This window comes from Sanguibacter sp. Z1732 (assembly GCF_051020515.1).
Classification (GTDB): domain Bacteria; phylum Actinomycetota; class Actinomycetes; order Actinomycetales; family Beutenbergiaceae; genus CALKWS01.
In genome coordinates, this window is record NZ_CP194857.1 from 965438 (window position 1) to 989674 (window position 24237).

The 24237-nt window shown below is 68.1% G+C and carries 23 protein-coding genes, 3 tRNA genes and 1 pseudogene; 11 read left to right on the forward strand and 16 right to left on the reverse strand.

Translation table 11 applies throughout. From position 1 onward, the window contains the following. Positions 1 to 80 precede the first annotated feature (80 nt). Positions 81 to 920, forward strand: coding sequence for an urea carboxylase-associated family protein (locus ACRRRO_RS05240; protein ID WP_424796643.1), 840 nt, complete (start codon positions 81 to 83; stop codon positions 918 to 920). Positions 921 to 958: 38 nt separating this feature from the next. Continuing rightward, positions 959 to 1747: an MOSC domain-containing protein gene (locus ACRRRO_RS05245; RefSeq protein WP_424796644.1), complete on the forward strand. Its 789-nt coding sequence runs from the start codon at positions 959 to 961 to the stop codon at positions 1745 to 1747. On the opposite strand, the gene ACRRRO_RS05250 is transcribed toward ACRRRO_RS05245, so the two are convergent. Then, positions 1748 to 2686, reverse strand: a complete 939-nt coding sequence (locus ACRRRO_RS05250) for an ornithine cyclodeaminase family protein (protein ID WP_424796645.1) — start codon at positions 2684 to 2686, stop codon at positions 1748 to 1750. 218 nt (positions 2687 to 2904) lie between these two features. Between ACRRRO_RS05250 and ACRRRO_RS05255 the strand changes: the two genes are divergently transcribed. The 3 genes from ACRRRO_RS05255 to ACRRRO_RS05265 are packed head-to-tail and all read left to right on the forward strand — an operon-like array spanning position 2905 to position 5867. Next, positions 2905 to 4149, forward strand: a complete 1245-nt coding sequence (locus ACRRRO_RS05255) for an SPFH domain-containing protein (RefSeq protein ID WP_424796646.1) — start codon at positions 2905 to 2907, stop codon at positions 4147 to 4149. Continuing rightward, a complete protein-coding gene (locus ACRRRO_RS05260; RefSeq protein ID WP_424796647.1) occupies positions 4150 to 5514 on the forward strand; it encodes a TFIIB-type zinc ribbon-containing protein in 1365 nt (454 codons plus the stop codon). It abuts the gene before it with no gap. Further along, entirely contained in the window at positions 5514 to 5867 is a 354-nt protein-coding gene (locus ACRRRO_RS05265) for a hypothetical protein (RefSeq protein WP_434081172.1), read from the forward strand. Before ACRRRO_RS05260 ends, ACRRRO_RS05265 begins: the two co-directional genes overlap by 1 nt. Positions 5868 to 5980: 113 nt before the next feature. Here the strand turns inward: ACRRRO_RS05265 and ACRRRO_RS05270 are convergent, their stop codons facing one another. The 5 genes from ACRRRO_RS05270 to ACRRRO_RS05290 all read right to left on the reverse strand — a co-directional run bounded on the left by ACRRRO_RS05270 (position 5981) and on the right by ACRRRO_RS05290 (position 10149). Next, positions 5981 to 6562 carry a DUF3267 domain-containing protein gene (locus ACRRRO_RS05270; protein ID WP_424796649.1) on the reverse strand — a complete coding sequence of 194 codons (582 nt, stop codon included), beginning with the start codon at positions 6560 to 6562 and terminating at the stop codon, positions 5981 to 5983. 202 nt (positions 6563 to 6764) lie between these two features. Beyond that, positions 6765 to 7181, reverse strand: a complete 417-nt coding sequence (locus ACRRRO_RS05275; RefSeq protein ID WP_424796650.1) for a hypothetical protein — start codon at positions 7179 to 7181, stop codon at positions 6765 to 6767. A 224-nt stretch (positions 7182 to 7405) separates the two neighbouring features. Further along, positions 7406 to 7735, reverse strand: a complete 330-nt coding sequence (locus ACRRRO_RS05280) for a VOC family protein (protein WP_434081554.1) — start codon at positions 7733 to 7735, stop codon at positions 7406 to 7408. Positions 7736 to 7961: 226 nt separating this feature from the next. Next, on the reverse strand, positions 7962 to 9521 hold the full coding sequence (locus ACRRRO_RS05285; RefSeq protein ID WP_434081173.1) for a multicopper oxidase family protein: 1560 nt from the start codon (positions 9519 to 9521) through the stop codon (positions 7962 to 7964). Beyond that, on the reverse strand, positions 9514 to 10149 hold the full coding sequence (locus ACRRRO_RS05290) for an FAD-dependent oxidoreductase (protein WP_434081174.1): 636 nt from the start codon (positions 10147 to 10149) through the stop codon (positions 9514 to 9516). The genes ACRRRO_RS05285 and ACRRRO_RS05290 overlap by 8 nt, the downstream gene beginning before the upstream one ends. Positions 10150 to 10820: 671 nt before the next feature. Here ACRRRO_RS05290 and ACRRRO_RS05295 point away from each other — a divergent pair. Beyond that, complete coding sequence (locus ACRRRO_RS05295; protein WP_434081175.1) at positions 10821 to 11333, forward strand: MarR family winged helix-turn-helix transcriptional regulator; 513 nt, start codon at positions 10821 to 10823, stop codon at positions 11331 to 11333. 132 nt (positions 11334 to 11465) lie between these two features. Here ACRRRO_RS05295 and ACRRRO_RS05300 read toward each other — a convergent pair. Continuing rightward, a tRNA-Arg gene (locus ACRRRO_RS05300) sits at positions 11466 to 11538 on the reverse strand. 144 nt (positions 11539 to 11682) lie between these two features. Then, positions 11683 to 12654 (reverse strand): bile acid:sodium symporter family protein, encoded by a 972-nt coding sequence (locus ACRRRO_RS05305; protein WP_424797479.1) that lies wholly within the window; start codon positions 12652 to 12654, stop codon positions 11683 to 11685. Between the two features lie 332 nt (positions 12655 to 12986). On the opposite strand from ACRRRO_RS05305, the pseudogene ACRRRO_RS05310 reads away from it, so the two are divergent. Beyond that, positions 12987 to 13664, forward strand: a pseudogene (locus ACRRRO_RS05310) (MFS transporter); the annotation flags it as partial. A 103-nt stretch (positions 13665 to 13767) separates the two neighbouring features. Continuing rightward, positions 13768 to 14145: a hypothetical protein gene (locus tag ACRRRO_RS05315; protein WP_434081629.1), complete on the forward strand. Its 378-nt coding sequence runs from the start codon at positions 13768 to 13770 to the stop codon at positions 14143 to 14145. On the opposite strand, the gene ACRRRO_RS05320 is transcribed toward ACRRRO_RS05315, so the two are convergent. From ACRRRO_RS05320 to ACRRRO_RS05330, 3 genes are all read right to left on the reverse strand, one after another. Further along, positions 14124 to 14588, reverse strand: coding sequence for an NUDIX hydrolase (locus ACRRRO_RS05320; protein ID WP_424797477.1), 465 nt, complete (start codon positions 14586 to 14588; stop codon positions 14124 to 14126). The genes ACRRRO_RS05315 and ACRRRO_RS05320 overlap by 22 nt on opposite strands. A gap of 51 nt (positions 14589 to 14639) precedes the next feature. Beyond that, positions 14640 to 14728, reverse strand: a tRNA-Ser gene (locus tag ACRRRO_RS05325). Between the two features lie 94 nt (positions 14729 to 14822). After that, complete coding sequence (locus ACRRRO_RS05330) at positions 14823 to 15812, reverse strand: NAD(P)H-quinone oxidoreductase (protein WP_424797476.1); 990 nt, start codon at positions 15810 to 15812, stop codon at positions 14823 to 14825. 76 nt (positions 15813 to 15888) lie between these two features. On the opposite strand from ACRRRO_RS05330, the gene ACRRRO_RS05335 reads away from it, so the two are divergent. Beyond that, positions 15889 to 15976 (forward strand) — tRNA-Ser (locus tag ACRRRO_RS05335). 77 nt (positions 15977 to 16053) lie between these two features. After that, the gene (locus tag ACRRRO_RS05340) at positions 16054 to 16545 is read left to right on the forward strand and encodes a universal stress protein (RefSeq protein ID WP_424797475.1); all 492 of its coding nucleotides are present in this window, start codon (positions 16054 to 16056) and stop codon (positions 16543 to 16545) included. Positions 16546 to 16665: 120 nt separating this feature from the next. Here the strand turns inward: ACRRRO_RS05340 and ACRRRO_RS05345 are convergent, their stop codons facing one another. From ACRRRO_RS05345 to ACRRRO_RS05365, 5 genes are all read right to left on the reverse strand, one after another. Continuing rightward, positions 16666 to 20163 carry a glycoside hydrolase family 3 N-terminal domain-containing protein gene (locus ACRRRO_RS05345; protein ID WP_434081176.1) on the reverse strand — a complete coding sequence of 1166 codons (3498 nt, stop codon included), beginning with the start codon at positions 20161 to 20163 and terminating at the stop codon, positions 16666 to 16668. Between the two features lie 208 nt (positions 20164 to 20371). Continuing rightward, on the reverse strand, positions 20372 to 21538 hold the full coding sequence (locus ACRRRO_RS05350) for a GNAT family N-acetyltransferase (RefSeq protein WP_424797473.1): 1167 nt from the start codon (positions 21536 to 21538) through the stop codon (positions 20372 to 20374). Positions 21539 to 21561: 23 nt separating this feature from the next. Further along, a complete protein-coding gene (locus ACRRRO_RS05355; RefSeq protein WP_434081177.1) occupies positions 21562 to 21759 on the reverse strand; it encodes an AGE family epimerase/isomerase in 198 nt (65 codons plus the stop codon). After that, positions 21738 to 22787, reverse strand: a complete 1050-nt coding sequence (locus tag ACRRRO_RS05360) for an AGE family epimerase/isomerase (RefSeq protein WP_434081178.1) — start codon at positions 22785 to 22787, stop codon at positions 21738 to 21740. Before ACRRRO_RS05360 ends, ACRRRO_RS05355 begins: the two co-directional genes overlap by 22 nt. 78 nt (positions 22788 to 22865) lie before the next feature. Further along, positions 22866 to 23438 (reverse strand): DinB family protein, encoded by a 573-nt coding sequence (locus ACRRRO_RS05365; RefSeq protein WP_424797471.1) that lies wholly within the window; start codon positions 23436 to 23438, stop codon positions 22866 to 22868. A gap of 96 nt (positions 23439 to 23534) precedes the next feature. Between ACRRRO_RS05365 and ACRRRO_RS05370 the strand changes: the two genes are divergently transcribed. Next, positions 23535 to 24233, forward strand: a complete 699-nt coding sequence (locus ACRRRO_RS05370; protein WP_424786532.1) for a bacterial proteasome activator family protein — start codon at positions 23535 to 23537, stop codon at positions 24231 to 24233. The last annotated feature ends 4 nt before the right edge of the window (positions 24234 to 24237 follow it).

The following is a 24237-nucleotide window of genomic DNA, read 5'->3' on the forward strand; positions in this document are numbered from 1 at the left end:
GCGAATCCGCGAGCCCGGGGGCCAGGGCGACCTCGCTGGGCCTAGGTTGGGAGCATCCGACCCCGACGCAGGGAGCCCAGATGAGGTTGACGCAGGCGGCCTACCAGTCCGATCCCGGAGGCCCGTTGGCTGTGGACCGGGACCTGTACCGGCGCATCGGCGAGGAGCGGGACGGGCGCGAACTCGTGGACTCCTTCGTCATCCCGATCCGCTCCGGCCGAGCCTGGCGGGTGCCCGCCGGTCACGTGTGCCGCATCGTGACCATCGAGGGCCCCCAGGTAGCGGACCTGAACCTGTGGAACGTCCACGACCCGAGGGAGCGGCTGTGGGCCTCGCGCACCCGCCAACTCCAGGCCGCGCACGTGTCCCTGTTCGACCGGTTGTGGTCCACCCTGCCGTTCCTTCGACCGATGGCGACCATCACCGGCGACTCCCTGGCCGGGTACAGCGTCGACGCCGAGGGCGGGCGGGTGCACGACCTGCTCGGCACCAGGTGCGACCCCTATGTGAACCAGATGCTGAACGACGTCGGGTTCGACTACCACTGCCACTCCAACCTCACCCGGGCGATCAGACCCTGGCACCTGACCGAGTTCGACGTGCACGACGTGCTCAACGTCTTCCAGTGCACCGGACTGAACGACGACGACGAGTACTTCATGAAGACATCCCCCGCCCGGAAGGGGGACTACTTCGAGTTCTTCGCCGAGATCGATCTGCTCGCGGCCGTGTCCACCTGCCCCGGTGGCGATCTGTCCGTCCCGATGTTCGGGCCAGGCGCCGGCGACGCCGAGTCGGTGTGCCGACCGTTGGGGATCGAGGTGCACAAGGTTCCCGACGGGGCCCTGCAGGGGTGGGAGCCGCCGCAGCGGGCCGGCTACGGGGGCGGTCACGGGCTGACCGCCCGGCCGTGGTCGTAACCTCCAACCCGGCAACCAGCCCGTGGCAGACTGTGCCGGTGCCACACGTTGCCGCGCTGTACCGCTACCCGGTCAAGGGATTCACTCCCGAGGCCCGGGAGCAACTCACGATCCAGCCGGACGGGCGGGTCACCGGAGACCGGGTGCTCGCCTTCCGGTTCGCCGATGCCGCCGAACCCGAGGACGCCGACGGGCTGGAGTACTGGCCCAAGCAGCAGGGTCTGGCTCTGGTCAACTTCCCGAGCCTGGCACGGCTGCGGCTGGCCTTCGACGGGCAGACGCTGCGCATCCACGACGGCGGCGAGTCACTCGTGAGCGCCGGCCTGGACCGGTCGGGCCGGGCCCTGATCAGCGAGCGGATCACCGATTGGCTGCAGCAGTCCCCGGACGCACGGCGGCTGCGCCGGCGGGGCGCGCTTCCGCTAGTCCTGGTCGGAGACGGCGGCACGTCACGGTTCCAGGACCGTCCACGCGGCTACGTCACCGCACACGGCGCCGCCAGCACCCGGGCCCTGGGGCAGGTGCTGCCCAGTGGCGGGGATGATCGCCGGTTCCGCTCCAACATCGTGATCTCCGGGACACGGGCCTGGGAGGAACTGCAGTGGACCGGCCGGGTCCGGATCGGCGCCGTGCGGTTCGAGGTGTCCGGGCCGATCGGGCGCTGTCTGGCTACCCACGCCAACCCCGACACCGGGCAGCGCGATGCCGAGGTCCTGACCACGCTGGTCACCGACGTCGGTCAGAGCGAACCGACGCTCGGGGTGCTCCTGCTTCCGGTGGCCGGCGGCGGCACGATCAATGTGGGCGATCCGGTGACGACCGGCTGATCACGCGCTCGCGCTGTCATACACGAGCGTGGCAAGGGCCAGATCCTCCCAGGACATACCCACACCGGTGTACAGGGCCGGGCGGCCGAGTTCGCGCGTGAACTCCCCTGTCACCAGTTCGCGGATGTTGGCCGGAGCGATCTCGCGCCATTCGCTCTCACTGCGCACCTGGGCCAGGTTGCCCGATTCGCGCCAGGAGGACTCCCGGCCCTCCACGAACACGTCGGCACGCAGCACCAGCGTGGCATCGACCTCGCGGGCCTCGAGGCCGTGCTGGCCCACCGAGGCGATCACGGCGTGGTCGGGAGGCAGGGAACCGTCGAAGACCGGCGTGGGCGAGGACGTGACGCACAGGATGATGTCGTGCCGGTCCGCATCTTCGGCCCTCGCGCGGGACACCTCGACGTCCTGCACGGCGAGTGCCTCGATCAGGTCATCCACGCGTGCGGGGGTGCGGCCCACCACCGAGAAGGTGGCGTCGGGATAGACGCTGCGGGCCGCCAGGATGTGGTTGATCGCCTGGATACCGGCCCCGAAGACCAGCACCTTCGGCGCCGCCGGGAAGTCCGGGTCGGCTGCGGTCAGGTGCTTCACGGCGGTGAGGGTGGCCGCCGGGGTGCGCACGGCCGTGAGTTCGGTGCCATCCATCAGCGCGATCGGGGAGAGGGAGTCGGAGTCGAAGAGCATGTACAGGCCCTGGATCTTCTCCAGCCCCTTGGCCGGGTTGTCCGGGGCGATCGTGACCACCTTCAGGCCCGAGCGCGGGGTGGCGCTGGTGGGCATCAGCAGGAACTCACCACCGGGTGCCGGGCTGAACAGCCGCGGGCTGTCGCTCTCGGGATCCACGCCGCTGCGCAGGGCACGCTCCATGCCGGCGATCGCGGCGTCGAAGGGCAGTGCCGCCCGGACCTGCGCCTTGTCGAAGTAAGGAAGAGACACAGTAGGTGAGCCTTTCGTCACGAGGACTCTGTACCATATCACCGCGCATAGATCGCGCACCTGCCTGCTCGCGGCGCCACCACTCGGCCCGGTCGGCCTGGAGGCAGCCGGATTGCCCCCCGTCCGACGCCCGGAACGCCCTCCGGCGCCAGCCCTGCGCTGATAATCTCAAGAGTCCCAGAGGCGGGGACAACCGCGGCAATTCATGGAGGAATCGGATGGGCTTCATCAAGGCTTTCACTGGTGCGCTCGGTGGCACCATGGCTGACCAGTGGAAGGACTTCCTCGTTCCGCCGCGCAGCCTGGCCCCCACGGCCGCAATCTTCCCCGCGGTCGCCCAAGGGCAGAACGCCGGGCGCGGATCGAACACCAAGGCGTCCGAACACATCATCACCAACGGCAGCAAGATCGTGGTGCCGGAGGGTTTCGGGCTGGTCACGCTCCAGGACGGTCAGATCACCGGTTTCGTGGCCGAGCCCGGTGGGTTCATCTACTCCTCCGATGATCAGAACTCGAAGTCGGTCTTCGCCGGGGATGGGATCGTCAGCCCCACCGTGACCACCTCCTGGGAGCGGTTCAAGTTCGGCGGTCAGCCCGGCGCACAGCAACTCGCGTTCTACGTCAACCTCAAGGAGATTCCGAACAACAGGTTCGGCACCCAGTCGGAGATCTACTGGGATGATGCCTATCTGGGCGCGCAGGTGGGGGCGATCACTCGCGGCTCCTACACGATGCGGATCGTTGACCCGATCCTGCTGATCAAGCAGTTCGTGCCGCAGACCTACCTGGGCGCCTCCCCACGCGTGTTCGACTTCTCCGACCTCGACAACGACGCAGCCAGCCAGCTCTTCAATGAGGTGGTCGGCTCGCTCGCGCAAGCCTTCTCCATCTACACCAACGATCCCAGTCAGGGAAACCGGATCAGCCGGATCCAGTCGGACTCGGTGGGCTTCGCCCAGTCGCTGAGCGTGGCGGTCGAGCAGGGTTACCAGTGGACCTCGGACCGCGGTCTGGCGATCGTCAAGGTCGCGATCCAGTCGATCGAGTACGACGAGGACACCCGCAAACTGCTCAGCGACGTCAAGAAGGCGGACGCCCTCGGCGGCGCCCGCGGCAACGCCTTCATGCAGCAGGCCGCTGCCCGCGGGTTCCAGGCCGCCGGTGAGAGCGGCGGCGGTGGCGGCGCCGGCATGGCCTTCCTCGGGATGGGCATGAACGCGGCCGGCGGCGCTGCCGCCGGCTTGCAGCAGCCGGTCGCCCCGGGCCATCAGCAGGGCTACCAGCAAGTGCCACCCCAACAGGGGTACGGGCAGCCGCCCCAGGCTCCGTCCGCACCCGAGCCGCCCGCCCCTGCCCAAGAGGACCCGGTGGCCAAGCTCGGCCAACTCAAGGCGATGCTGGACCAGGACCTGATCACCCAGGCCGACTACGACGCCGCCAAGGCGAAAGTGCTCGGGCTCTAAATGACTGTGCCGCAGAACCCGAACCCCGGGCCGGGCGGCCCGGGGCCGGGTGTGCCACCGCCGTCCGCCCCGGGGGGATACGGCGTCATCGGCGAACAAGCCGGGGCCGCCCCGGCCGCACCACCGCCGCCTGCACCCGGCCCTGCGCAGGGGGCACCCCCGGCAGCGGTCCCGCCACCGGTGGCGCCTCCCGATGGCCCTCAGATCATCGCCACGGACTCCTCCGCGAAGGATGGCCTGGTCAAGTGCCCCCGTTGCGGCGCCACCGAGATCGCTCTCAACACCGCTAGCGGCTTGCTCCGGTGCGGATTCTGCCGGCATGAGTGGACCGGCCAGGGCGGCGAGGAGGAGCTGTTCATCAATCAGGACATCCGGTCCCTGAGCGGCATGGTCCTGGGCTCCGGATCGCAGGACATCGTCGCCTCCACCGAGGATGTGCTGACCTTCAAGTGCAGCGCGTGCGGAGCCGAGGTGGTCATCAACACCGCCGAGACCACCCAGGCGCGCTGCCACTGGTGCCGGAACAAGTTGTCGATGAACCAGCAGATTCCCAACGGCGCCGTTCCGGACATCGTCCTCCCGTTCACCATGAAGAAGGAGGAGGCGGTCGAGAAGATCCGTGCGTTCGTGAAGAAGCGGCGGGGTTTCGCACATCCCCGCTTCCTCAAGGAGTTCGCCCCGGAGAACGTGATGGGGGTCTACCTGCCCTACATGGTGGTCGACATCAATGCTCACGCCCGGTTCGCCGGTGAAGGTGAGCACCGCACCCGGACCTACACGATCGGCAGCGGTGACAACAAACGTCAGGTCCATGACGCCGATGTCTACTCGGTGCGACGCGAACTCGATGTCTACATCAACGACCTCACGGTCGAGTCCTCGTCCGAACGCCGGGATCAGGACGCGAGTCGCAACACCAACAACATCATCAACGCGGTCATGCCGTTCGACGTCGAGAACTCGGTCGGGTACGACTCCAACTACATCGCCGGTTTCACCTCCGAGCGGCGCGACACCAACATCGATCAGGTCGCCCCGCTCGTGCAGCGTCAGGCTGGGGACATCGCCCGCCACAAAGTGGCGGAGGAGACCTTGGGCTTCTACGACCGTGGCGTGCGCTGGGAGGACCAGCAGGTCGACATCCGTGGGCAGCGCTGGGCGGCGGCGTACCTACCCGTCTGGCTCTACAGCTACCACCAGCAGCGCTCGAACGGGAGGTCGTTCCTGCACTACGTCGCGGTCAACGCCCGGACCGGCAAGACGATGGGCAGTGTCCCGGTCAACCAGCCGAAACTCCTTGCGGTGGCGGCGGCCGTGCAGGTGGTCGGGATGATCATCGGCACCATCCTCATGGTGGTGCTCTGATGTCCACCTCCATGATGGCCGCTGCGAGCGGCGGGCCCTTCCTGGCGATTGGGTCCAACGGAGACGGCAGCTCGATCGGGCTGCTGTTCTTCCTCTCCGGGTTCCTCTTCTACGGGTTGATGTACCTGCGGTATCGCAACGTCGACAAGCGTCACATGCACGCCCGCGAGACCGAGGCCGAGATCGACAACGTCCGCGCCGCCGACGACTTCGTCGGCCGGCGCACCCCCGGCAGCGCAACCGGCGCATCGCCGGTGCGAACGAACGACACGTCGAGGGCGCCCAGAACGGCGGTTTGGGGGCCGCCGGGCTCCTCAACAGTACCTCCGGCCACTCAGTGCGTAACATCCTGAACGCCTTCGACAAACGCTGACCCCTGCGCTCCACTGACAACTGAGCCCCGACCGGACCAGGCATCGCATCGACGACGCACGCTGGTTGGTCGCGAGGTCCGGGGGACGCCGGGTCAGGCCATCGGCAGGAACACCGAGGTCTCCTCTCCGTCGTCACGGATGAGCGCCGCGGGCGGGAGTTTAACGAAGGCATGAGCCTGCAGCACGTCCCCGACGGAACCGGCGACATTGAGCACCAGGACAACGTAGACCGTGAGGAAGAAACTGGTCGGCAGGGTCCTGAGTAGGTCAAGCAGGACCAGGGTGTAGAGCACAAGGGGCGTCAGGGCGACGACGACGGCCGTGCTCCGGGTGAGGACCGCCTGGCTCCCGGTGACGAGGTAGGGAAAGCGGACGGCGACGGTCGGGGGTTCCCGCGTCAGCCACCAGAGCAGGACGGCGTGGGTCAGTTCGTGCGCGACCATGTAGGCCAGGCACGCGGCCACGGTGATCGCTGTGAGCACGCCGGCGTTGAAGGCACTCTCGAACGGCAGGTCCAGGACGAGGGCCAGAACGATCATGGCGGCGACAATCAGGGCGAACGAGACCTTGATGGTGGTGGCGGCCCGTGCATCCTTCTTGAGGTCGAGGGTCGAGTGCAGACGATAGTTGTCGGGAAGGTCGGTCCCTCGCGGCCTTACGCTGCGGTACGCCATGGTGTCCACCTCGTTTGATCACTTCCACTCTCCCACTTCGGGGATACTCCAGGAAGTGACGAAGGTCCCCCGGGTGCGGGCCCTATGCCCACCGCCGTCACCCCATTGACGTTCTGCTTGACGACGGCGGCGAGCAGCATCGGCAGGAACGGCCCCCAGGGCCTGCGTAGGTGGCACGCGTGGTCCGGGGCCACGCCGCGCCTCACGGGTCAGGTTGCTTCCGGGAGAGCGTCCCGATGGTCAGTTCCCGACCTGTGCGCTTCAGGGCACGGATGGTGTCCGGTGGCCAGATGTGGGACGGCGATCCCCACAACGGTTGGTCCGCATAGTCGAGCAATGCCACGTAACCGGTGCGCCGCAGCCCACTGATGCGTTTGCGTGCGTGCAGCACCGTGGCGATCCCAGCGCGGGGGATGACGCGGGTGCCCCTCGATCGCCGGATGTGCACCTCATCGTTGGTGATCCGGATCCTGTCCCGGCCGGCGCGGAGCAACATGGCCACCACCACTACCCACGACCCCACCAGCACAGAAAGCACGAGAGGAAGCGTCTCCGGGCCGATGAACAGGAGCGGCACAACTGGAGCGCCAAAGCCGACGGTGACGATCGCGATCGTCACCCACATACTCCGGCCGCCGGCAAAGACCCTGCGCCCTTCATGCAGTATTGCGTCGTCCCCGCCCTGCAGGCAGGCCCGGGCTCGCCACGGCCCACCGTCCTGTTCCACCAAGACCGCGGACTCAACGAATTCGTCCGCGGTGTCATATCGTCGTCGGCTCGCGGGGTTGCATCCTCGCGCACCTTGCGCGCCAACCTAGCCGGTGTAACCGGGGTCTCGCTGAGTTATGCGTCGTGGAAGTCCTCCGGCTCGGGAGCAATGCGTTTGGCCATGAGACAGAACCTGTTGCCCTCCGGGTCCGCGAGGACGTGCCAACTTCCCGACGGGACCACGTCAGTCGGCGTCGCCCCCAACGCCAGGAGACGTTCCATCTCTTCCCTCTGGCCGCTGTCTGTCGGACATAGGTCGAAGTGCAGCGTTCCCGCTCCGGGCACGTCGTCGCCGGTACGCACAAACAGAATCGTCGGGGCGTTCGGAGCCCCGGAGATTGCCACCCCTGTCTCGTCCCTCCCCGTGATCCTGTAACCGAGTACCGCGCACCAGAATCGGCCCAGACTCTCCGGATTCCGGCCTTGATCACCATCTCCCCGATCCGACTAGTCACGAATCCACCCTCCTCCTCATCGACCCGCGGCATACGGCCCCACAGAAGCCCAAAGGGCCAGGATCTCGCATGGACGGAACTCGTCGCCGATCATTCACTCCTGCAGCTCCCTCGGGGAGAGGCATGCCTCAGCCACCTCTCTAGTCTGGATTGTCTTCACGAATCGCGGAGAGCCGTCAATGATCGTGTTCCCCGTGTCCGTGGTCTGGTTGGAGGTGGTAGTCGTTGGGCTGGGTGCTTTGTCCGGGTTCGACGACGAGGAATTGGCCCATCATTCCCTGGTCCTCGTGTCTGAGGGTGTGGCAGTGGTACATGTAGGGCCACTGGGTGCTGGGGTAGTCGGTGAAGGTCATGATGAGCCGGATGTGTTGGCCTTCGGGTAGCCACACGGTGTCTTTCCAGCCGCGCAGATGTGGTGGCGGCTCCCTGCCGTCGATGTCGAGGATCTGGAACTGGACGTCGTGGATGTGGAAGTTGTGCGTCTGGCCATCGAGGTTGGTCACGTTCCAGATTTCGGTGTCTCCCAGGATGATGACCTCATCGATGCGTGCCATATCCATCTCCTGGCCGTTGATGGAAACCCCCGACAAGTCGAAGTCTCGTGTCCTGGCTGCAGTGGATTCATCGATGCGGGGCATCTCGACCAACTCCCTGGGGACATCCTGGACTCCGCCGAGGTGGTCCCCGGCACGGAACTGGAGGATGTCGAGGTGGTCGGCGCCCCCGGCGAGGCGATCCCCGGTGTCGCTGGGCCCGGATTGGAGGCGGACCTGTTCGCCGGGTTCGAACGCCACGACGATCTCGGCGCGTTCACCGGCGGAGAGTTGAACCTCGTGCAGGTCCACTGGCGCATCCAGTAGCCCGCCGTCGGTGCCGATCAGGGCGAAGGCCCGGTCGTCCTCGAAGGCGAAGTTGTAGGGGCGGGTGTTGGAACCGTTCAGGATCCGTAACCGGACCGTGTGCGTGGTGACGTCGAAGTAGGGCCCGGGGGTGCCGTTGACCACCACCGTGTCCCCGGTGATCCCGGCCGACTGCATGAACGAGGTGGAGGAATCCAGGGTGGCGTCGTCGTGGAACTTCTTGTCCTGGACGATCAGCGGGAGGTCATCGACACCGTAATCGCGAGGCAGGTCAAGGCCCGCCTCGTCCTGGTCGTCGATGATGAACATCCCCGCGAGGCCCTGATAGACATGCCTGGCGGTCTGCCCGTGCGGGTGCGGGTGGTACCACAGGCTCGCCGCCGGTTGATCGATCCGCCAGTGCGGGGTCCAGGTCTGCCCCGGGGCGATCATCTGGTGCGGCCCACCATCCATCTGCGCGGGCAGGTGCATCCCGTGCCAATGCAAGGTGCTGGCCTCATCCAGCCCATTACTCACCCGGACCTGGACATCCTCGCCCCGCTCGGCCCGCAGGGTAGGGGCCAGATGGGTGCCATTGATACCCCACGTCGGCGTCATCGAACCCTGCCCCAAGTCCGTCTTCCCAGCCTGCATCGTCAGATCGAAGGTGCGTACCCCGCCCTCGACGCGAGACTCCGCTAGCGGGGGAACGTGGAGAGCGCGATCGAAGTCGACCCCATCGACCGTGTCGAGGGCCATGTTGAAGTAGGACACCGCAAACCAAGTGAAAACTGCAGCGGCGGCCACGAGGCCGGCCGCCCCGATCCCGGCGATCCACGTCAGTGCCCTCGTCGTCGGTGATCGAGCGTTCTTGCTGGCAACAGCAGAGTTATTCATGAGCTTTCTCTCGTGGGGCCCGGTGAGCGGGCGGGTTGGGAACGCGATAGCCGTACTGTTCTGCGGTGGCCTTGGCGCCGATGCGCAGGAACATCGGCAAGGTGAGGTCGCGGAAAACGTTGCCGGCCGCCGAGGAGACCTTGCGGTCGCCAACCTGACGGCCGAAACGCGCGATCTTCTCCGTTCGCGCCTTCCGTTCTTCGGTGAACCCGGCGAAGGCGGCGCCGGGGCGGGTCTCGTGCTGCATCCAGCGGGCGAGGACCGCGGCGTCTTCGATGGCGAGGCTGGCGCCCTGGCCGGTGGACGGGCTGACCGCGTGGGCGGCGTCACCGATCAGGCACACCCGCTCGTTGTGCCAGTTGTCCAGGCTGGACATGTCGTAGAGCGGCCAGGCACCCAGCGTGTGTCGCGCAGCATTGAGGATCGCTTGGACCGGAGCGGGGTCGAGTTCGTGAAGTCGGCGGATGCTCGCCATCCAGTCGTCCTGGTCGAGGTCGGTGAGTTCGGACCGGCCCGGTTCGTAGTGCCGAGGCACATTGGTGAACCAGAAGGCGACCTTGTCGTTGACTGTGTAGCCGAAGAACGCCCGATGTCCGAAATACATCTGCTGGCGGGCCGTGTCAGGCAAGTCGACCTCAGTCCAACTGCCGCAGTCCACAATTCCGGTGTAGGAGGGTCGAGGGGCTTCGGGCCAGGTGAGCCGTCGCACCGTCGACCAGATCCCGTCCCCCCGATCACCGCGTCGGCGATCAGCGTGCGTCCGTCTGCGAAGACTGCTTCGACTCCTTGCGGCACCGTGCGCAACTCAACCAGCCGGGCGTTGAACAGGAACGTCGCCCCGGCGGCCTGTGCTCGTTCGGCGACTTCGGCGTGCAACCGCGCCCGCCGCAGCACCACACCACGCGCTCCGTACCGGGCCAGGTCCTGTTCACCGGCAAGTTCGGCGATCTTGCGTCCGCGGGCGTTGTGGAAGTCCAGACCGTACGCCTCGAACCCCCGGCGGCAGCAGCGAAGTCCCCGAGTCCGATCGCGGCCAAAGCGTTCACACCGTTCGGCGCGAGGTAGAGGAAGGCCCCGACGGTATCGCGCTGACTCTTCCGGGCTTCAGCGACCACGGCCTCACGCCCCGCGCGACGCAGAGCGAAGGCAAGTGACGATCCTGCGATGCCGCCGCCGATGATCAGGGTCTTCATGGGCCCTCCTCGTTTGGGTTCTTGCGTCAGTGAAGAGTGGGGACGGGCGTAAGGTCCGCACACTCCGCCTCGTTCGGTCGTGCGAACGAACGAGCGTGAAGGTAGCATGGGTTTCGTGAACCGGGCAAGATCGAAGGAAGCCAGCCGTGATGAGGTGCTCACCGTGCTGGCGGCTTCCGGCCGTGAACTCAGCACAGCGATGATCCAGTTCCACACGAACCTGTCTCGGCGCGTCGGTCTCGGACCCACGGAGGAGAAGGTTCTCGAACTCGTCCACAGACACCAGCACGCAACCGTCGGCGAGTTGGCCAAGCACGCCGCCATGCCCAAGAACTCCCTCAGCGACATCCTCGACCGGCTAGAAGAAAAGGCATTCATCCAACGGCAGCCGCACCCCAGCGATGGGCGCAAGGTCTCCATCGTCGGTACCGACGCCGGCGCCCGACGCATCGGTGCGCTCTTCGACGGTCTGATGTCCCGACTCGCCGAACTCAACGGCGACTACTCCACCGAAGAACTAGCGGTCATCGCGGACTATCAACGTCGCGCCGCTGAGATCCAAGGGGCCGAAGCACGAGCCCTGGCCACCGATGCCGCCGTCCTCCGCGGTGGGGCATGACGCCGGAAAAGGAAGCGGCCTCTGTCCGCTAAGGGGGCGTTGACGGGTGGGGCACGTTTGGCCACGGCGGATACACAAAACCCCCGCCAGGCTGGGCCTGACGGGGGCTCTGGACCGCTGTCTCAAACGATGCGCGCCCGGAGGGACTCGAACCCCCAACCTTCTGATCCGTAGTCAGATGCTCTATCCATTAAGCTACGGGCGCTGGGCCGGCGTGCCGCCGACGCCCCACAATACCTGCAAGCACCCGGGTGGGGAAATCCGCCCTGCGGTGAGGTTGCACACCTGCTCCTCGCGGGCCCCGCCGACGGGGCTACGTCGTCGACGGCCTGCGCCGCCGCCCCTGACCTCAGGAGGCCTCGTTGTCGGCCCGCCGGGACAGGTGACGTGCCAACACCGCCCCGAGGATCAACTGCAGCTGGTGGTACATGATCAGCGGCACCACGAGCGTGGCCAGGGTGGCCGCCGGGAACAACACCGCACCCATCGGCAACCCCGTGGCCAACGACTTCTGCGAACCACCCAGCATGAACACGATGCGTTCGGGCAGCGCCAGGCCCATCCGCGGACCCACGAACCACAACAGCCCCGAGACCCCGGCCAGCAGGGCCAGGCTGAACGCACCCAGGGTGATCAGCATCGACCAGTGCACCTGGCTCCACACGCCCTGGGCGGTGGCGGCCGAAACCGCGTTGAACAACATCACGGTGATCGCGATCCGGTCCACCAGCATCGTCAGCAGTTTGCGCCGGCGGATCCAGCCCCCCAGCCAGCGTGAGCACACCTGACCCAGCACGAACGGCAACAGCAACTGCAGCAGCACCGAACGCATCCCGCTCACGCCCGTGGTGGCCACCGATCCCATCAGGGCCAACACCAGCAGCGGCGTGGCCACCATGCCCACCACGTTGGAGATCGTGGCGGCACAGATCGCCGCCGGGATGTTGCCGCGGGCGATCGAAGTCAGCGCCACCGACCCCTGCACGGTGGAGGGCAGCACGGACAGGAACAGCACACCGGTGGCCAGGGCCGGACCGATCAGCGGGGCCATCGCCCACGACAGTGCGATTCCGACCAGTGGCCACAGCACGAACGTGACGCCGAGGATCGACCCCTGCAGCCTGAGGTTGCGCAAGCCCGCCAGCACCTCCTTGGTGGGCAGGCGCAGACCGTAGGTGAAGAACAACACCATGATCCCGGTGCGCGCGATCGTGTTCACCGGGGCGCGGGCGGCCTCAGGTACGGGGATGAGCAGGCCCGCCAGCAACGCGGTCAGGAGCAGCAGCACGAACGGGTCGATCCAGCGGCGCAGTGCTTTCACGCGGCTGCCCCAGCGAATCGGCCCGCACGAGCGGTGGGGACAGAGCAGGTGGCGGGCACCGGACCAACCTACTATCGGCGCCGCAGGCCGTGCCCGCACGGTCTATGGTGGTGCTGCTCGGGCAAATGACCGCCCGCGCCCCCGCGTGCGGACGCCGGTGCCGATCGAGGCAGGCTTTCGGGCGGGACTTTCGAGCCGGAACACATCTCGTGCACTCCTCCCCCTTCGGCGCCCTGGCCCACTTCAGAATCCTGCCCGCCATCTCCTCCGGACCCGCGATGGCTCTGGCGGTAGCGGCCCGCGCCCCCTACGCGATGGTCCCGCTGGGCACCATGACCGCGATCACCGCCTCGACCGGGTCGGTGGCCTCGGGCGGGTTGGCGACCGGCCTGGTCGCGATCGCCACCGCGGTAGCCGCCCCACTGATCGGGAGGTGGGCCGACCGTGCCGGGCAGCGGTTCGTGCTCACCCTGCTCACCCCGATCAACGCGCTGGCCCTGGGCGCCCTGCTACTGGTGGCGCTGTGGGCCTGGGACGGACCGGCGCTGTGGGCGGCGTGCGTGGGGGTGGGCGCCACCGCGATCCCGGTCGGTGCCTTCGCACGAGCGCGCTGGGTGCAGTTGACCACCCGGCCACGGGATCTGGCCGCAGCGTTCTCCTACGAGTCCACCGTGGACGAGTTGACCTTCGTGCTCGGCCCGGCGCTGGTGGGCATCGCTGCCTCGACGGCCACCCCGGCCGCGCCGATCGCCCTGGCGGCGGTGCTAGTGGCCCTGGCGGGGATCCCCTTCGCGCTCACCGCGCCGCGCAAAGGCGGCACACCCCGCGCCCCGCGCAGGCCCGACGACGGAACTGCGCCGGGTGTGCGCACCGCACCTGAGCGGGTGGCCCCGATCCCGGCGATCATGTGGGCGGTGGCGCCGGCGGTGCTGGTGATGCTGTGCATCGGGGTGTTTTTCGGTGCGGTGCAGGCCGGGACCACCGAGCGGGCGGTGCTCCTCGACGTGCCCGGTCAGGCGGGGTTGGTCTACGCGCTGATGGGGCTGACCTCCGCGGCCACAGCACTCCTGGTGGTGATGGTGCCGGAGTCGGTTCGACCGACCGCCCACCCGAGTGCTGATCGGCGGCGCCGGAATGGCGGTCTTCATCACGGCCGCAACATTCGCCAGTGCGCTGGGCGCCACCGCCGTCGCGCTCCTGGCCACCGGCGCCTTCCTCGGCCCCGCACTGGTGACCGCGTTCTCGATCGCCGAGCGCCGCAGTCCCGCCGGCGGGATCGCCGTCTCGATGACCTCGATGCAGTCCGGAGTCACGATCGGGGTGGCGATCGGGTCCGCCGCCGGCGGCGCACTGGCGGCCTCGGTAGGCCCGGAGGGCGGGTTCGGCCTCGGTGCGCTGGCCTCCGTCGTCATCGGCCTCACCGGTCTCGCCCTGCTCGCCGCCGGGCGGCAGCGGCGCGGGCCCGCCCTTCAGGAATCCGGAAAGCCGTAACTGACAGCACTCGGCAGCGGCGGGCCACTGAGGCTGGCCACCACCATCCGCTCGTACCCGGGTATCGGTTCGGGCAGGTCCGTCAGTGGGAACCAGGCAAGATCGGCGCATTTGGCCGGCTCCCTGATGACGGGCACACCGTCCCATGACTCGGCCGTCCAGAACCATTCGATGCGCTGCTCGATCGGGGCGTCGGTCCCGTCGGTGCGGTGCATGACGGTTATCAGCCGCAGATCCTGGGGACGGATCCGGACGCCAATCTCCTCCTCGGCCTCGCGCACCGCTGCGGCCACCGCGGTCTCGCCGGGTTCGAGGTGCCCGGCAGCCCCGGCCACCCAGTGCCCGTCCATGTATCCGGTGTTGGCTCGTCGCTGCAGCAGGACCTCCTCACCGCGGCGCAGGTAGAGGTAGGAGGCCGGAATCAGCGCGAAGGAAGCAGGCATCTCTCGCCACCGTAGCGGCAGAGCGGCGGATGCGCCGAGATTCCCAATGGGCGGAGACGGTGGGATTTGAACCCACGGAAGGATTGCTCCTTCACGGCCTTAGCAGGGCCGCGCACTAGGCCAGACTATGCGACGTCTCCAGATCAACGGCAAGCGTACCTGCCCTGCTGCGCCGCAGGCGCCAAAACCTGTGCCTCAGGGCACGCCGTCCGCCTACTCCGCATCGGAACCGGGTCAGGGCACCAACAGGATCTTGCCGAACACGCCACCGGCTGCCATGGCGTCCTGCGCTTGGACCGCCTCATCGAGGGGGTACTTGGCGTGCACCACGGGGCGGATCCGCCCCTGCTCCACCAGAGGCCACACCTCGCGGCGCACCTGCGTCACGATCGCCTCCTTCTCCTGCGGTGGCCGGGCCCGCAACAGCGTTCCGTGCACGCTCTTCCACCGCATGAGTGCCGCCAGGTCGATCTGTGCGGTGCCACCACCGGCCATCAACCCGATGATCACCAGTTGACCGTGCCTGGCCAGCACCTGCACATTGCGCTCCAGGTACTCAGCCCCGACGACGTCCAGGACCAACGGCACCCCGCGGTCCTCGGTGTGCTCGCGCACCACGTCGGCGAAGTCCTGTGCATGGTGGTCCACCACCACCTCCGCACCGAGTTCTCCGCACCGGGCCGCCCGCTGCGGGCCGCCTGCGGTGGTGATCACCCGTGCTCCGAACCCGGCCAGAATCTGGATCGCCAGGGAACCGATGCCTCCTGATCCCCCGTGCACCAGCACCCATTGGCCCTGCAGGTCCGCCGCGCTCATCCCGCCCGGACCGGTCACGTTGGACCACACGGTGCACAGACCCTCCGGCAGCGCGGCCGCCTGCACCAGGTCCACGCCGTCCGGCACCGGGAGCAGCCCGCGCACGGGGACCACGACCTGCTCGGCGTATCCCCCGCCGTCGAGCAGGGCACAGACCCGCTGGCCGACGTGCCAGTCGGCCACACCCTGGCCCACGGCGGTGATGATGCCGGAGGCTTCCAGGCCGGGCCATGGTGGAGCCCCGGATGGTGGGGGGTGCATGCCCCGGGTCTGCAGCAGGTCGGCCCGGTTCAGTGCTGCGGCGGCGATGTCGATGACGACGGTGCCCGGGTCCGGCCGCGGGTCGGCCACCTCCTGCACGCGCAGTACCTCCGGTCCGCCGCGCTCGGTGATCACCACTGCTCGCATAAGCCCCACACTAGGGCGGCCCGGAAGCGGTTTCGACCTGGCGGGCCCCGATGGGCCACAATGGTGGGCGCACGTTGGAGGGTTGACAGAGCGGCCGAATGTGACGGTCTTGAAAACCGTTGTGGGGAGACTCACCGTGGGTTCGAATCCCACACCCTCCGCCAAGGAGGCAGCGTTCCTGCGGGAACGACCGGACTCCGGCCGGCGTCGAAAAGGACCGCCGGCGCCATAGGATCAGACCATGACGGACTCAAGCGAACCGGGCACGAACTGGACGATGAGGGGGGTCCACACGTCGGCCGAGATCAACGGCGGCGTGCTCGTCGGTGATGATGGCTCGGACGCGGCAGTGCGCGCTGTCGAATACGCCGTCGAGGAGGCTGCGCGCAGGGGGACAGACCTCCACGTGCTGCGGGCGTGGACCATCCCGACGGCGGTGCGCCCACCCGACCTCCCGTTCGGCGTGACTCCCTCGATCCTCGAGTTCCAGGAGGCCACGAAAGCACAGACCCTCGGGCGAGCCACTGACGCCGGTGCCGATCATCCCGACCTGCAGATCCACGCCCACACCGTCTACGGCCGCGGTGACCAGGCACTGATCGGCGCGTCCGCCGGCGCCGACGTCCTCGTGGTCGGCTCCCGGGGGCTCTCCAGGATCGGGAACTTCCTCATCGGTTCGACCGCGGCGGCCTGCATCCGCCAGGCACCGGTGCCCGTCGTCGTCGTCCGCTGAGGCCACCCGCCCATCCCGGCCGAGTGGCCCCGCCACCGGATCACCACCCCATCGGGGTCACGCGGCCCGCTCGTGGCGGGCTGCGTCGAATCCGGCGGCAGGGCCGACTCGCCTGCCCGGTTACTCCAGCAACTCCAGGATCGTCCCGGCTTGGCCGACCAGGTCGGCTCGGGCCGAGTCGGAGACGGTGTCCGGGCGGTTCGGGTTCTCCAGGTGGTGCACGAACCGGTTGAGCGCGGCCACCGCCGGTGCGGTGCGGCCGGATTCCAGGTGCCCCTGCGCCTGCTCCACCGCGTTGGTGAGGCGATTGACGATCGGACCGTCCACGTCCCTGGCGTCGACGTACTCGGCCAGGGAAGCGCCCAGCGCGGCCGCAGCCTCCTTCGCGTCACCGTCACCCGGGTCCTCGCCACCCCCGTCCTGGGCATAGAGGCGGTAGTCGTCGGCCAGCGCGTCGAAGGCCGCGATCTCACCGGACCAACCGGCGATGATCTCATCGGGATCGACGCCGTCCTCCAATTGCATCCGCACGTCCCGGGTGCCGGTCAGTCGGTCGATCCAGCAGATGTCACCGGGGGTGCTGCACTGCTGGTCGGGGTAGACGGTGCCCTCGCGCCAGTCGATGCCGTCGGTGTTGTACAACGCCTCCAGCACGTGCAACCCGGTGCGCACCGGTATGAAGGTGGAGGGGTCGGTGACGTGGATCTCCACCCCGCCGGAGAGCCGTCCCTGCTCCTTACTGGCGGTCGGGTTGGCGAACATCGGGCGGAAGTGAACGCCCGACAACTCCCGGCTGTTCAGGTCCTCGGCCAGGGCGTAGGCGCCGACCTCGTCGATGTCACCATGGCCGGCCCACAGGAACGGCTTGGTGGTGCCGCGACCCTCGGAGGCGTTCAGCGACTCGATCAGCCCCATACCGGCGTAGACCCACGCGGTCTCGATGGTGGGGATGTTCGGTGAGGGCAGCACCCAGGGCAGGTTGTACCCGTCGACGAAGTCGGACGGGTCATAACCCTCCAACTCCACCACGTGCAGGTTCTGCACCGGGTCGTCGAGGAACTCACCGTTGAACAGGCTGGCGAGTTCGCCCACGGTCAGCCCGTGCTGCATCGGGATCTCCCGTAGCCCCACGAAGGAGGACAGCGCCGGATCCAGCACCGGGCCATCGATCCGGTCGCCCAGCGGGTTGGGCCGGTCCAGCACGATGAACTCCTTGTCGAACTCCGCGGCGGCGTCCATCGCGTAGTACATCGTCCAGATGTAGGTGTAGAACCGGGCCCCGATGTCCTGGATGTCGAACAACAGCACGTCGACGTCCTCGAGCATCTCCGCGGTGGGGCGCTGGGTCTGGCCGTACAGCGACCACACCGTCAACCCGGTCCGGGGGTCGACGTAACTCTCCACGTCCGCGCCGGCCGGCGCGCCACCGAGGATGCCGTGTTCGGGGGCGTACAGCGCCGTGAGTTCGTACCCACCTGCCTCCTGCCCGGCGATCAGCAGGTCCATCGAGTGGGTCAGGTCCGAGTCCACACCGGTGGGGTTCGTGATCAACCCCACGCGCTTACCTTCCAGCAGCGCGGTCTCCTCGGGTGAGTTCAGCAACCGTTCGATACCCAGTTCCACGGTGGCTGCGTGCCCGGGAGCCGGCCCGGGCGGGGGGAACACCGGCGCGGCATCGTCGAACGCGTGCTGCCAGGAGGACTGCGTGCGGCCCTCGATGAAGTAGCCGTCCGCAGCCTGGGCCACCACGGTCACTGTGCCGGAACCGGCGTGCTCCCCGGGCTCGACCACGTCACCGTTCACCAGGTAGGTGACTCCCTCCACCTCCGGGATCGTCATCGAGTCGGCCTCGAAGACCGGCTCCTGCGGTACCACGGTGGTCCCGTAGTCCAGGCCGTGGCCCAGCGGGTAGACCTCACCGGTGCCATCGTCCTGCGGCACCACTACGGGCAACTCACCACGGGGGTTGATGTTGCCCGAGACCACATCGGCGATGGCCTGCAGCGAGACCGGGGCGTATCCGTAGGAGACCATCGCGGCCTCGGTCGGCGCGGTGAAGGTGCTGTCATAGGGGTTGCGTACGGCGACCTCGATGACCTCGGTCTCCAGTTCGGACAGGGCCGCGACCAGATTCTGCTGGTTCTGCGGGGTTTCGAACGCGGTGGACTGTGTCAGCACCACGACGGCATCACGATCGGTGGCGTCGCCGACGATGATGTCGATCACAGCCTGCGTCGGATTATTCGCGCGCAGCATCCGGACCGTGTGTCCGTCGCGGATCAGTTGATCGGCGATGACGTTCAGCCGCCCGCTGTCCCCCCAGCCGGTGACCAGCACGTTCGACCCATCATCCAGTGGCAGCACGCCGTCGTTGCTCAGCAGGGTGATGGAATCATCGGCAATCGCCTGGGCGCGCTCACGATGCTCGACGTCGTTCATCACCTCATCGACGGCATCCAGATCGGGCAGCGGGTCAGCCAGGACGCCGCGGCGCTCCTTCTGCCCCAGGATGCGCCGCACCGACTCATCGATGCGCTCCTCGGTGATCTCGCCGTCGGCCACCGCGTCCATGACGCCGTCATAGGCGACTCGCAGATCCGGGGGCATCAGCATCTGGTCGGCACCGGCCAGAATGGCCTCCACCGGGACCCGGTCGTCGCCGAACTCCTCCTGCACGCCGTCCATGGCCAGGGAGTCGGTGACGATGACTCCGTCATAGCCCATCTCGTCGCGCAGCAGACCGGTCAGGATCGGCTGGGACAGTGTGGCCGGGCGGCCGGAGTCGTCCAGAGCCGGGATCACGATGTGGGCGGTCATCATCGAGTCCACGCCCGCCTCGATCGCCGCCTGGAACGGCGGCAGGTCCTCGGCACGGAAGTCCGCCTCGGACTTCTCGATGATGGGCACCCCGTAGTGGGAGTCCACGTCGGTGTCGCCATGCCCCGGGAAGTGTTTCACCGAGGCCGAGATCCCGCCGTCGTCCTGGAAGCCGTGCACCTGGGCGGTGCTCAGGGCGGAGACCAGTTCGGTGTCGCCTCCGAAGGCGCGCACCCCGATCACCGGGTTCAACGCGTTGGAGTTCACGTCCGCGATCGGTGCGTAGTTCTGGTTGATCCCCAGCGCGCTCAGTTCGGTCGCGGTGATCCCCGCCGCCTCACGGGCGTACTCGGCGCTGCCGGTCGCCCCCAGGGCCATCGAGCCGGGCATCTGGGCCGACGGCTCGGGCAGCCGGATGACGACGCCCTCCTCCTGATCGATGGACAGGCTCAGTGGGGGCGCGCCGGCATCCAGGGCGGTCTGCTGGATGTCGTGGGAGAGCTGGGCGATCTGCCCGGGCGAGTTGAGGTTGCCCGACCAGCCGAAGTAGATGATGCCGCCGGGGTGGAACTCCTCGATGATCTTCTCGATGGTGTCCACACCCTCACCGGCCATACCCTCGTTGCCGGAGTGGGCCTGGTCGATCTCCTCGCCGTAGACGAAGGGCACGAACATCTGACCGACCTTCTGCTCCAGGGTCATGCCCTCGATGATCGCGTCGATGTCTGTCTCGTCCTGGTTCGGCTGGGCCATCGCCACCGCCGATCCCAGGACCAACGCGGTAACGGCACCGGCCCCCACCGCAGTCAATCTTCTTCGCTGTCCATGACGCCCTGGCATCGTTGCCCTTCGTTCGGGGAGCGCAGCGGTGCGCTCGCATCGGTCCGTGTGGGGCCTACACTCTGCCGCCGATTGTCCGATTGGTCAATGGTTTCCAACTGTGAACCCAGGCTAGGTAAGTGAGTTACCAAGGTGGAGCACCCCGGTTCTCCGGTCAGGATCGGTTCGGTTACCTGCGTACTTCGTGGGCGAGCAGGTCGTACCGGACGTGGTCCACCACCCGGTCATCACGCAGCCGCACCACGGAGCGGTCCCGGCCCACCTCCCGCATCCCGGCGTTGGTCGCCACCCGGCGTGAGGCGGCATTGGGATCGGCGGCCAGCAGGCTGAGCCGGTCCAGTCCCCCTCCACCGTCCCGGGTGGGGGTGAAGGCGTACCGGATCACCAGCCGCAGTGCCGCCGTCATCGCACCTCGCCCCCGCGCCCGCGGGTGCATCCAGTACCCGACCGCGCCGGTGCGGACCGTGTCGGCATGGGTCTCCATCCGCACATCCAGTGCTCCGATGCACTCATCACCATCGGCATCGGCGACGCAGAAGGCCCAGCGAGTGTCCGGTTCGGCTTGCTGGCAGTCGCTGATGTAGGTCTCGGCGTCGACCACCGTGTAGGGGTCGGGCAGCGGGAGCCAGAACTGGGTCTCGGGATCGGTGCACGCCTCCACCACTCGCCCGGCGTCGGCGTGACGCCAGGGACGCAGCCGGATCCCGCTCCCGGCCAGCGTGGGCACGTGCCGGTAGGGCCTGCCCTGTAACGGGACGCCGGCGCCGTCGGCGAGCAGCTCGAAACGGACCATGTCGTACTGCCCGCCACCGGGCTCGTACACCATCGCGCGCCGCTCGGTGCCGCACCATACGTACCCGGCCTTGCGCAGCACCGCCTGGGAGGCGAGGTTGCGATGGTCGGTCATCGCCCACAACCGGTGCAGGCCCAACTCCGCCGCCCCGAAGGCGTAGTCGCGCACCAGTCGCAGCGCCTGGCCGAGTGCGCCCTTGCCGCGCGATTCCGGGAGCACCCAGTAGGCCACCTCGGCCGAGCCGTGCTGATAGGGCTGGTTGATGCCGAGCAGGCAGATCCAACCGAGCGGGAGGTCGGTCCCTGCCTCGGCGATACACCAGGACAGCGCACGCCGATCCGCCCACTCCTGGTCCTGCAGCGCCAGCCACGCGGCGTATCCGTCCGCATCCGTGCCGGGCAGGCTCGGGCCCACGAACGCCTTGACCGGCTCATCGAAGGTCAGGTGCTCGCGATCCTGTGCCCGCCAGGCACGAAGAACCACGCGGTCCCCGGACAGCACCGGTACGTCGCTGGGTTCGCTGATCGCATCGTTCGGCGACATGACGCCTAGTGAACCAGGTCTGCTCAGCCGTCGAGTAGTCCGGCCGCCAGTGCGGGGGCGAACATCGGGGTCAACGGTAGCCGCGGCATCAAGGTGGCCTGCAGAGCATGGTAGATGTCGGGCTTTCCGGCCCACACGGTCTCGCTGGGCCGGTTGGCCGAATCGAGTTCGTGCACCCAGGAGCCGCGCTCCTCATCGATCAGGTGGATCGCCGCGTACACTCCCACCACATCTGGTACCACCGGACCAGGTGTGGGTCGGGATCAACCCGGTACAGCGCCGCGGCGGCCGCGAGCCCCTCGGCGAGGACCCAGTGCATCCGCTCGCGCACCAGCGGCCGGCCGTCGAAGGTCACGGTGTAGACGAACCCGTCGGCACCGTCCACGCCCCACCCCTCACGCACGGCGGCGTCGAAGAGCTCCCGGGCGGCTTCCAGCATCCACTCCGGAGCGTCCTGGCCGCGTGCCTGCAGGCCGGCGCGCACCTGCAGCACCAGACGGGACCATTCCAGCCAGTGCCCCACGGTGGCCCCCGCGGGACGGAACTGGTGCGCGGGGGTGTCGGCGTTGTACTCCAGCAGCGGCTCCCACCGGGCCGTGAAGTGCTCGGGGATGCGCCAGAAGTGCTCCCGGGCGACCGTGACGACGCGCTCGCAGATCCTCATCGCACGCGCCAGCCAGACGTCCTCCCCGGTCACGTCCGCGGCGGTGACGTAGGCCTCCACGGTGTGCATGTTGGCGTTGACGCCGCGATAGTCCTCCAACTCGGTGAAGGTGCGGTCCCAGGACTCAGCGACCATGCCTTCATCCTCGCGCCAGAAGCGCTGCTCGGAGACGCCCAGTGCCTCAGCCAGCAGGTCCGGGCCCCCGGGTCGACCGGCGGCCGTCGCGCTGGCCCCCGCCAGGATCACGAACGCGTGTGCGTAGGCCTCCTTGGCATCGGAGGCGCCGGCCCCGACGGCGGAGAACCAGCCACCGTGCTCGTCATCGTGGAAGTGCTGCGCCAGCGTGCTGATGCCGTGATCGACCATGGTGGCCGCACCGGGCCGGCCCAACAGGACCCCGAGGGAGTAGGAGTGCGCCATCCGGCAGGTGATCCACAAGGGCAGGCCCTGCTCCTCGATCACCTGCCCCGCGCGGTCCAGGTACCCGAATCCCTGGGTCACCATCGAACCGGCACCGAAGGCGAGAAGCTCGTCGGACTCACGTTCCAGCCAGCGGGCGTGGGCGGCGCTGTTCAACCAGGTCATGGCCATCACTGTAGGGCCCATGCGCAGACAGTCCGGCCACCTGCGCACCTGCCGTGCCCGTACCGACGGGTGCGCGCCTCAGCCCTGACGCAGGTACAGGTCTCGCAGCAGGGCGATCTCGGCCATGTGGTGGATCGCCTCCCGGTGGATGTGCAGCACCAGGGCGATCATGGGCTCCTCGGCGAAGTGCCCCTCCGCCTCGCCCACCGGGCGGGCCAACGCCTCGTCGTCAAGACCTGCCACCGACCCGATCCAGTGGGCGTAGACCTGGTCGAGCTGGGCCAGCGCCTCGGCCGCGGTGCCGGCGTAGTCGAAGTCGAAGTCGAAGTAGTCCATCGGCGGACCGGCGAAGTGGGAGTGGTTGCGCGTGCCGAAGACCCCCACGATCACGTGGCCCATCCGCCAGGCGATCGTGGTGACCGGCGCGGGCTCGGGTTCGGGCACCGCGAACTCGATCACCCAGTCGCCGCGGCCGCCCTGGATCGGCGCCTCACTGCTCCCGCGCGGGCGCACGCTCCACATCTCCTCCACCGGCTCCCAGAGGTACTCGGCATCACTGAGTCCGTGCAGGCGGGGCCGGGCTGCCGTCTCCCAGTGGAACCGCAGTTGCTCAGCCAACTGGTGGGCCAGGTCGATCGACCGCTCAGGCATCGAGGTCTCCTCCGACGGCGGGTTCAGATTCCCGGCTCGATCAGCGCTAAGTGAACCCGGGACGCTCACGGGGTGGGGTGTTGGCATGATAGACCCATGACTCCCGAGCAGCACCAGCCCCAGGACCCCGCTTCGCCCCAGGATCATGACGGCGCTGATGCCGCTGATGCGCACCCCGGCCGGGCCGACGCCCAGGATGGCGCAAGGGACCCGGAGACTGACACCGGATCGCGTGACGATGAGACCACCGAGGATGACCGGGACGAGGCCAACCCACGGATCGTCGTGACCAGCCCCAGCGGACTGGGCATCGCCGAGACCGACGGCGACCAGAAGGCCGACCCCACCGCGGCGGTGGAGGAACCGGCCAAGGTGATGCGCCTGGGTTCGATGATCAAGCAACTGCTCGAAGAGGTACGCAGCGCTCCCCTGGATGAGGCCGCGCGGGACCGTCTGGCCCGCATCCACGAGCAGTCGCTCAAGGAGTTGGAGTCCGGGCTGAGTGAGGAACTGGTGGGCGAACTACACCGGATCGCGCTGCCCTTCGACCACGATCGGACCCCCTCCGACGCCGAACTGCGGATCGCGAAGGCGCAGCTGGTCGGGTGGCTGGAGGGGCTCTTCCACGGCATCCAGACCGCCCTGGTGGCCCAGCAGATGGCCGCGCAGAGCCAGTTGTCGCAGATGCGCAAGGCGCTCCCGCCGGGTGTGGCTCCCGGTCAGATGCCCCCGGGCCTGGTGGTGAACCGGCCGTCGGAGGACTCCGAGCACCGCGGCACCGGTCAGTACCTCTAAGCCT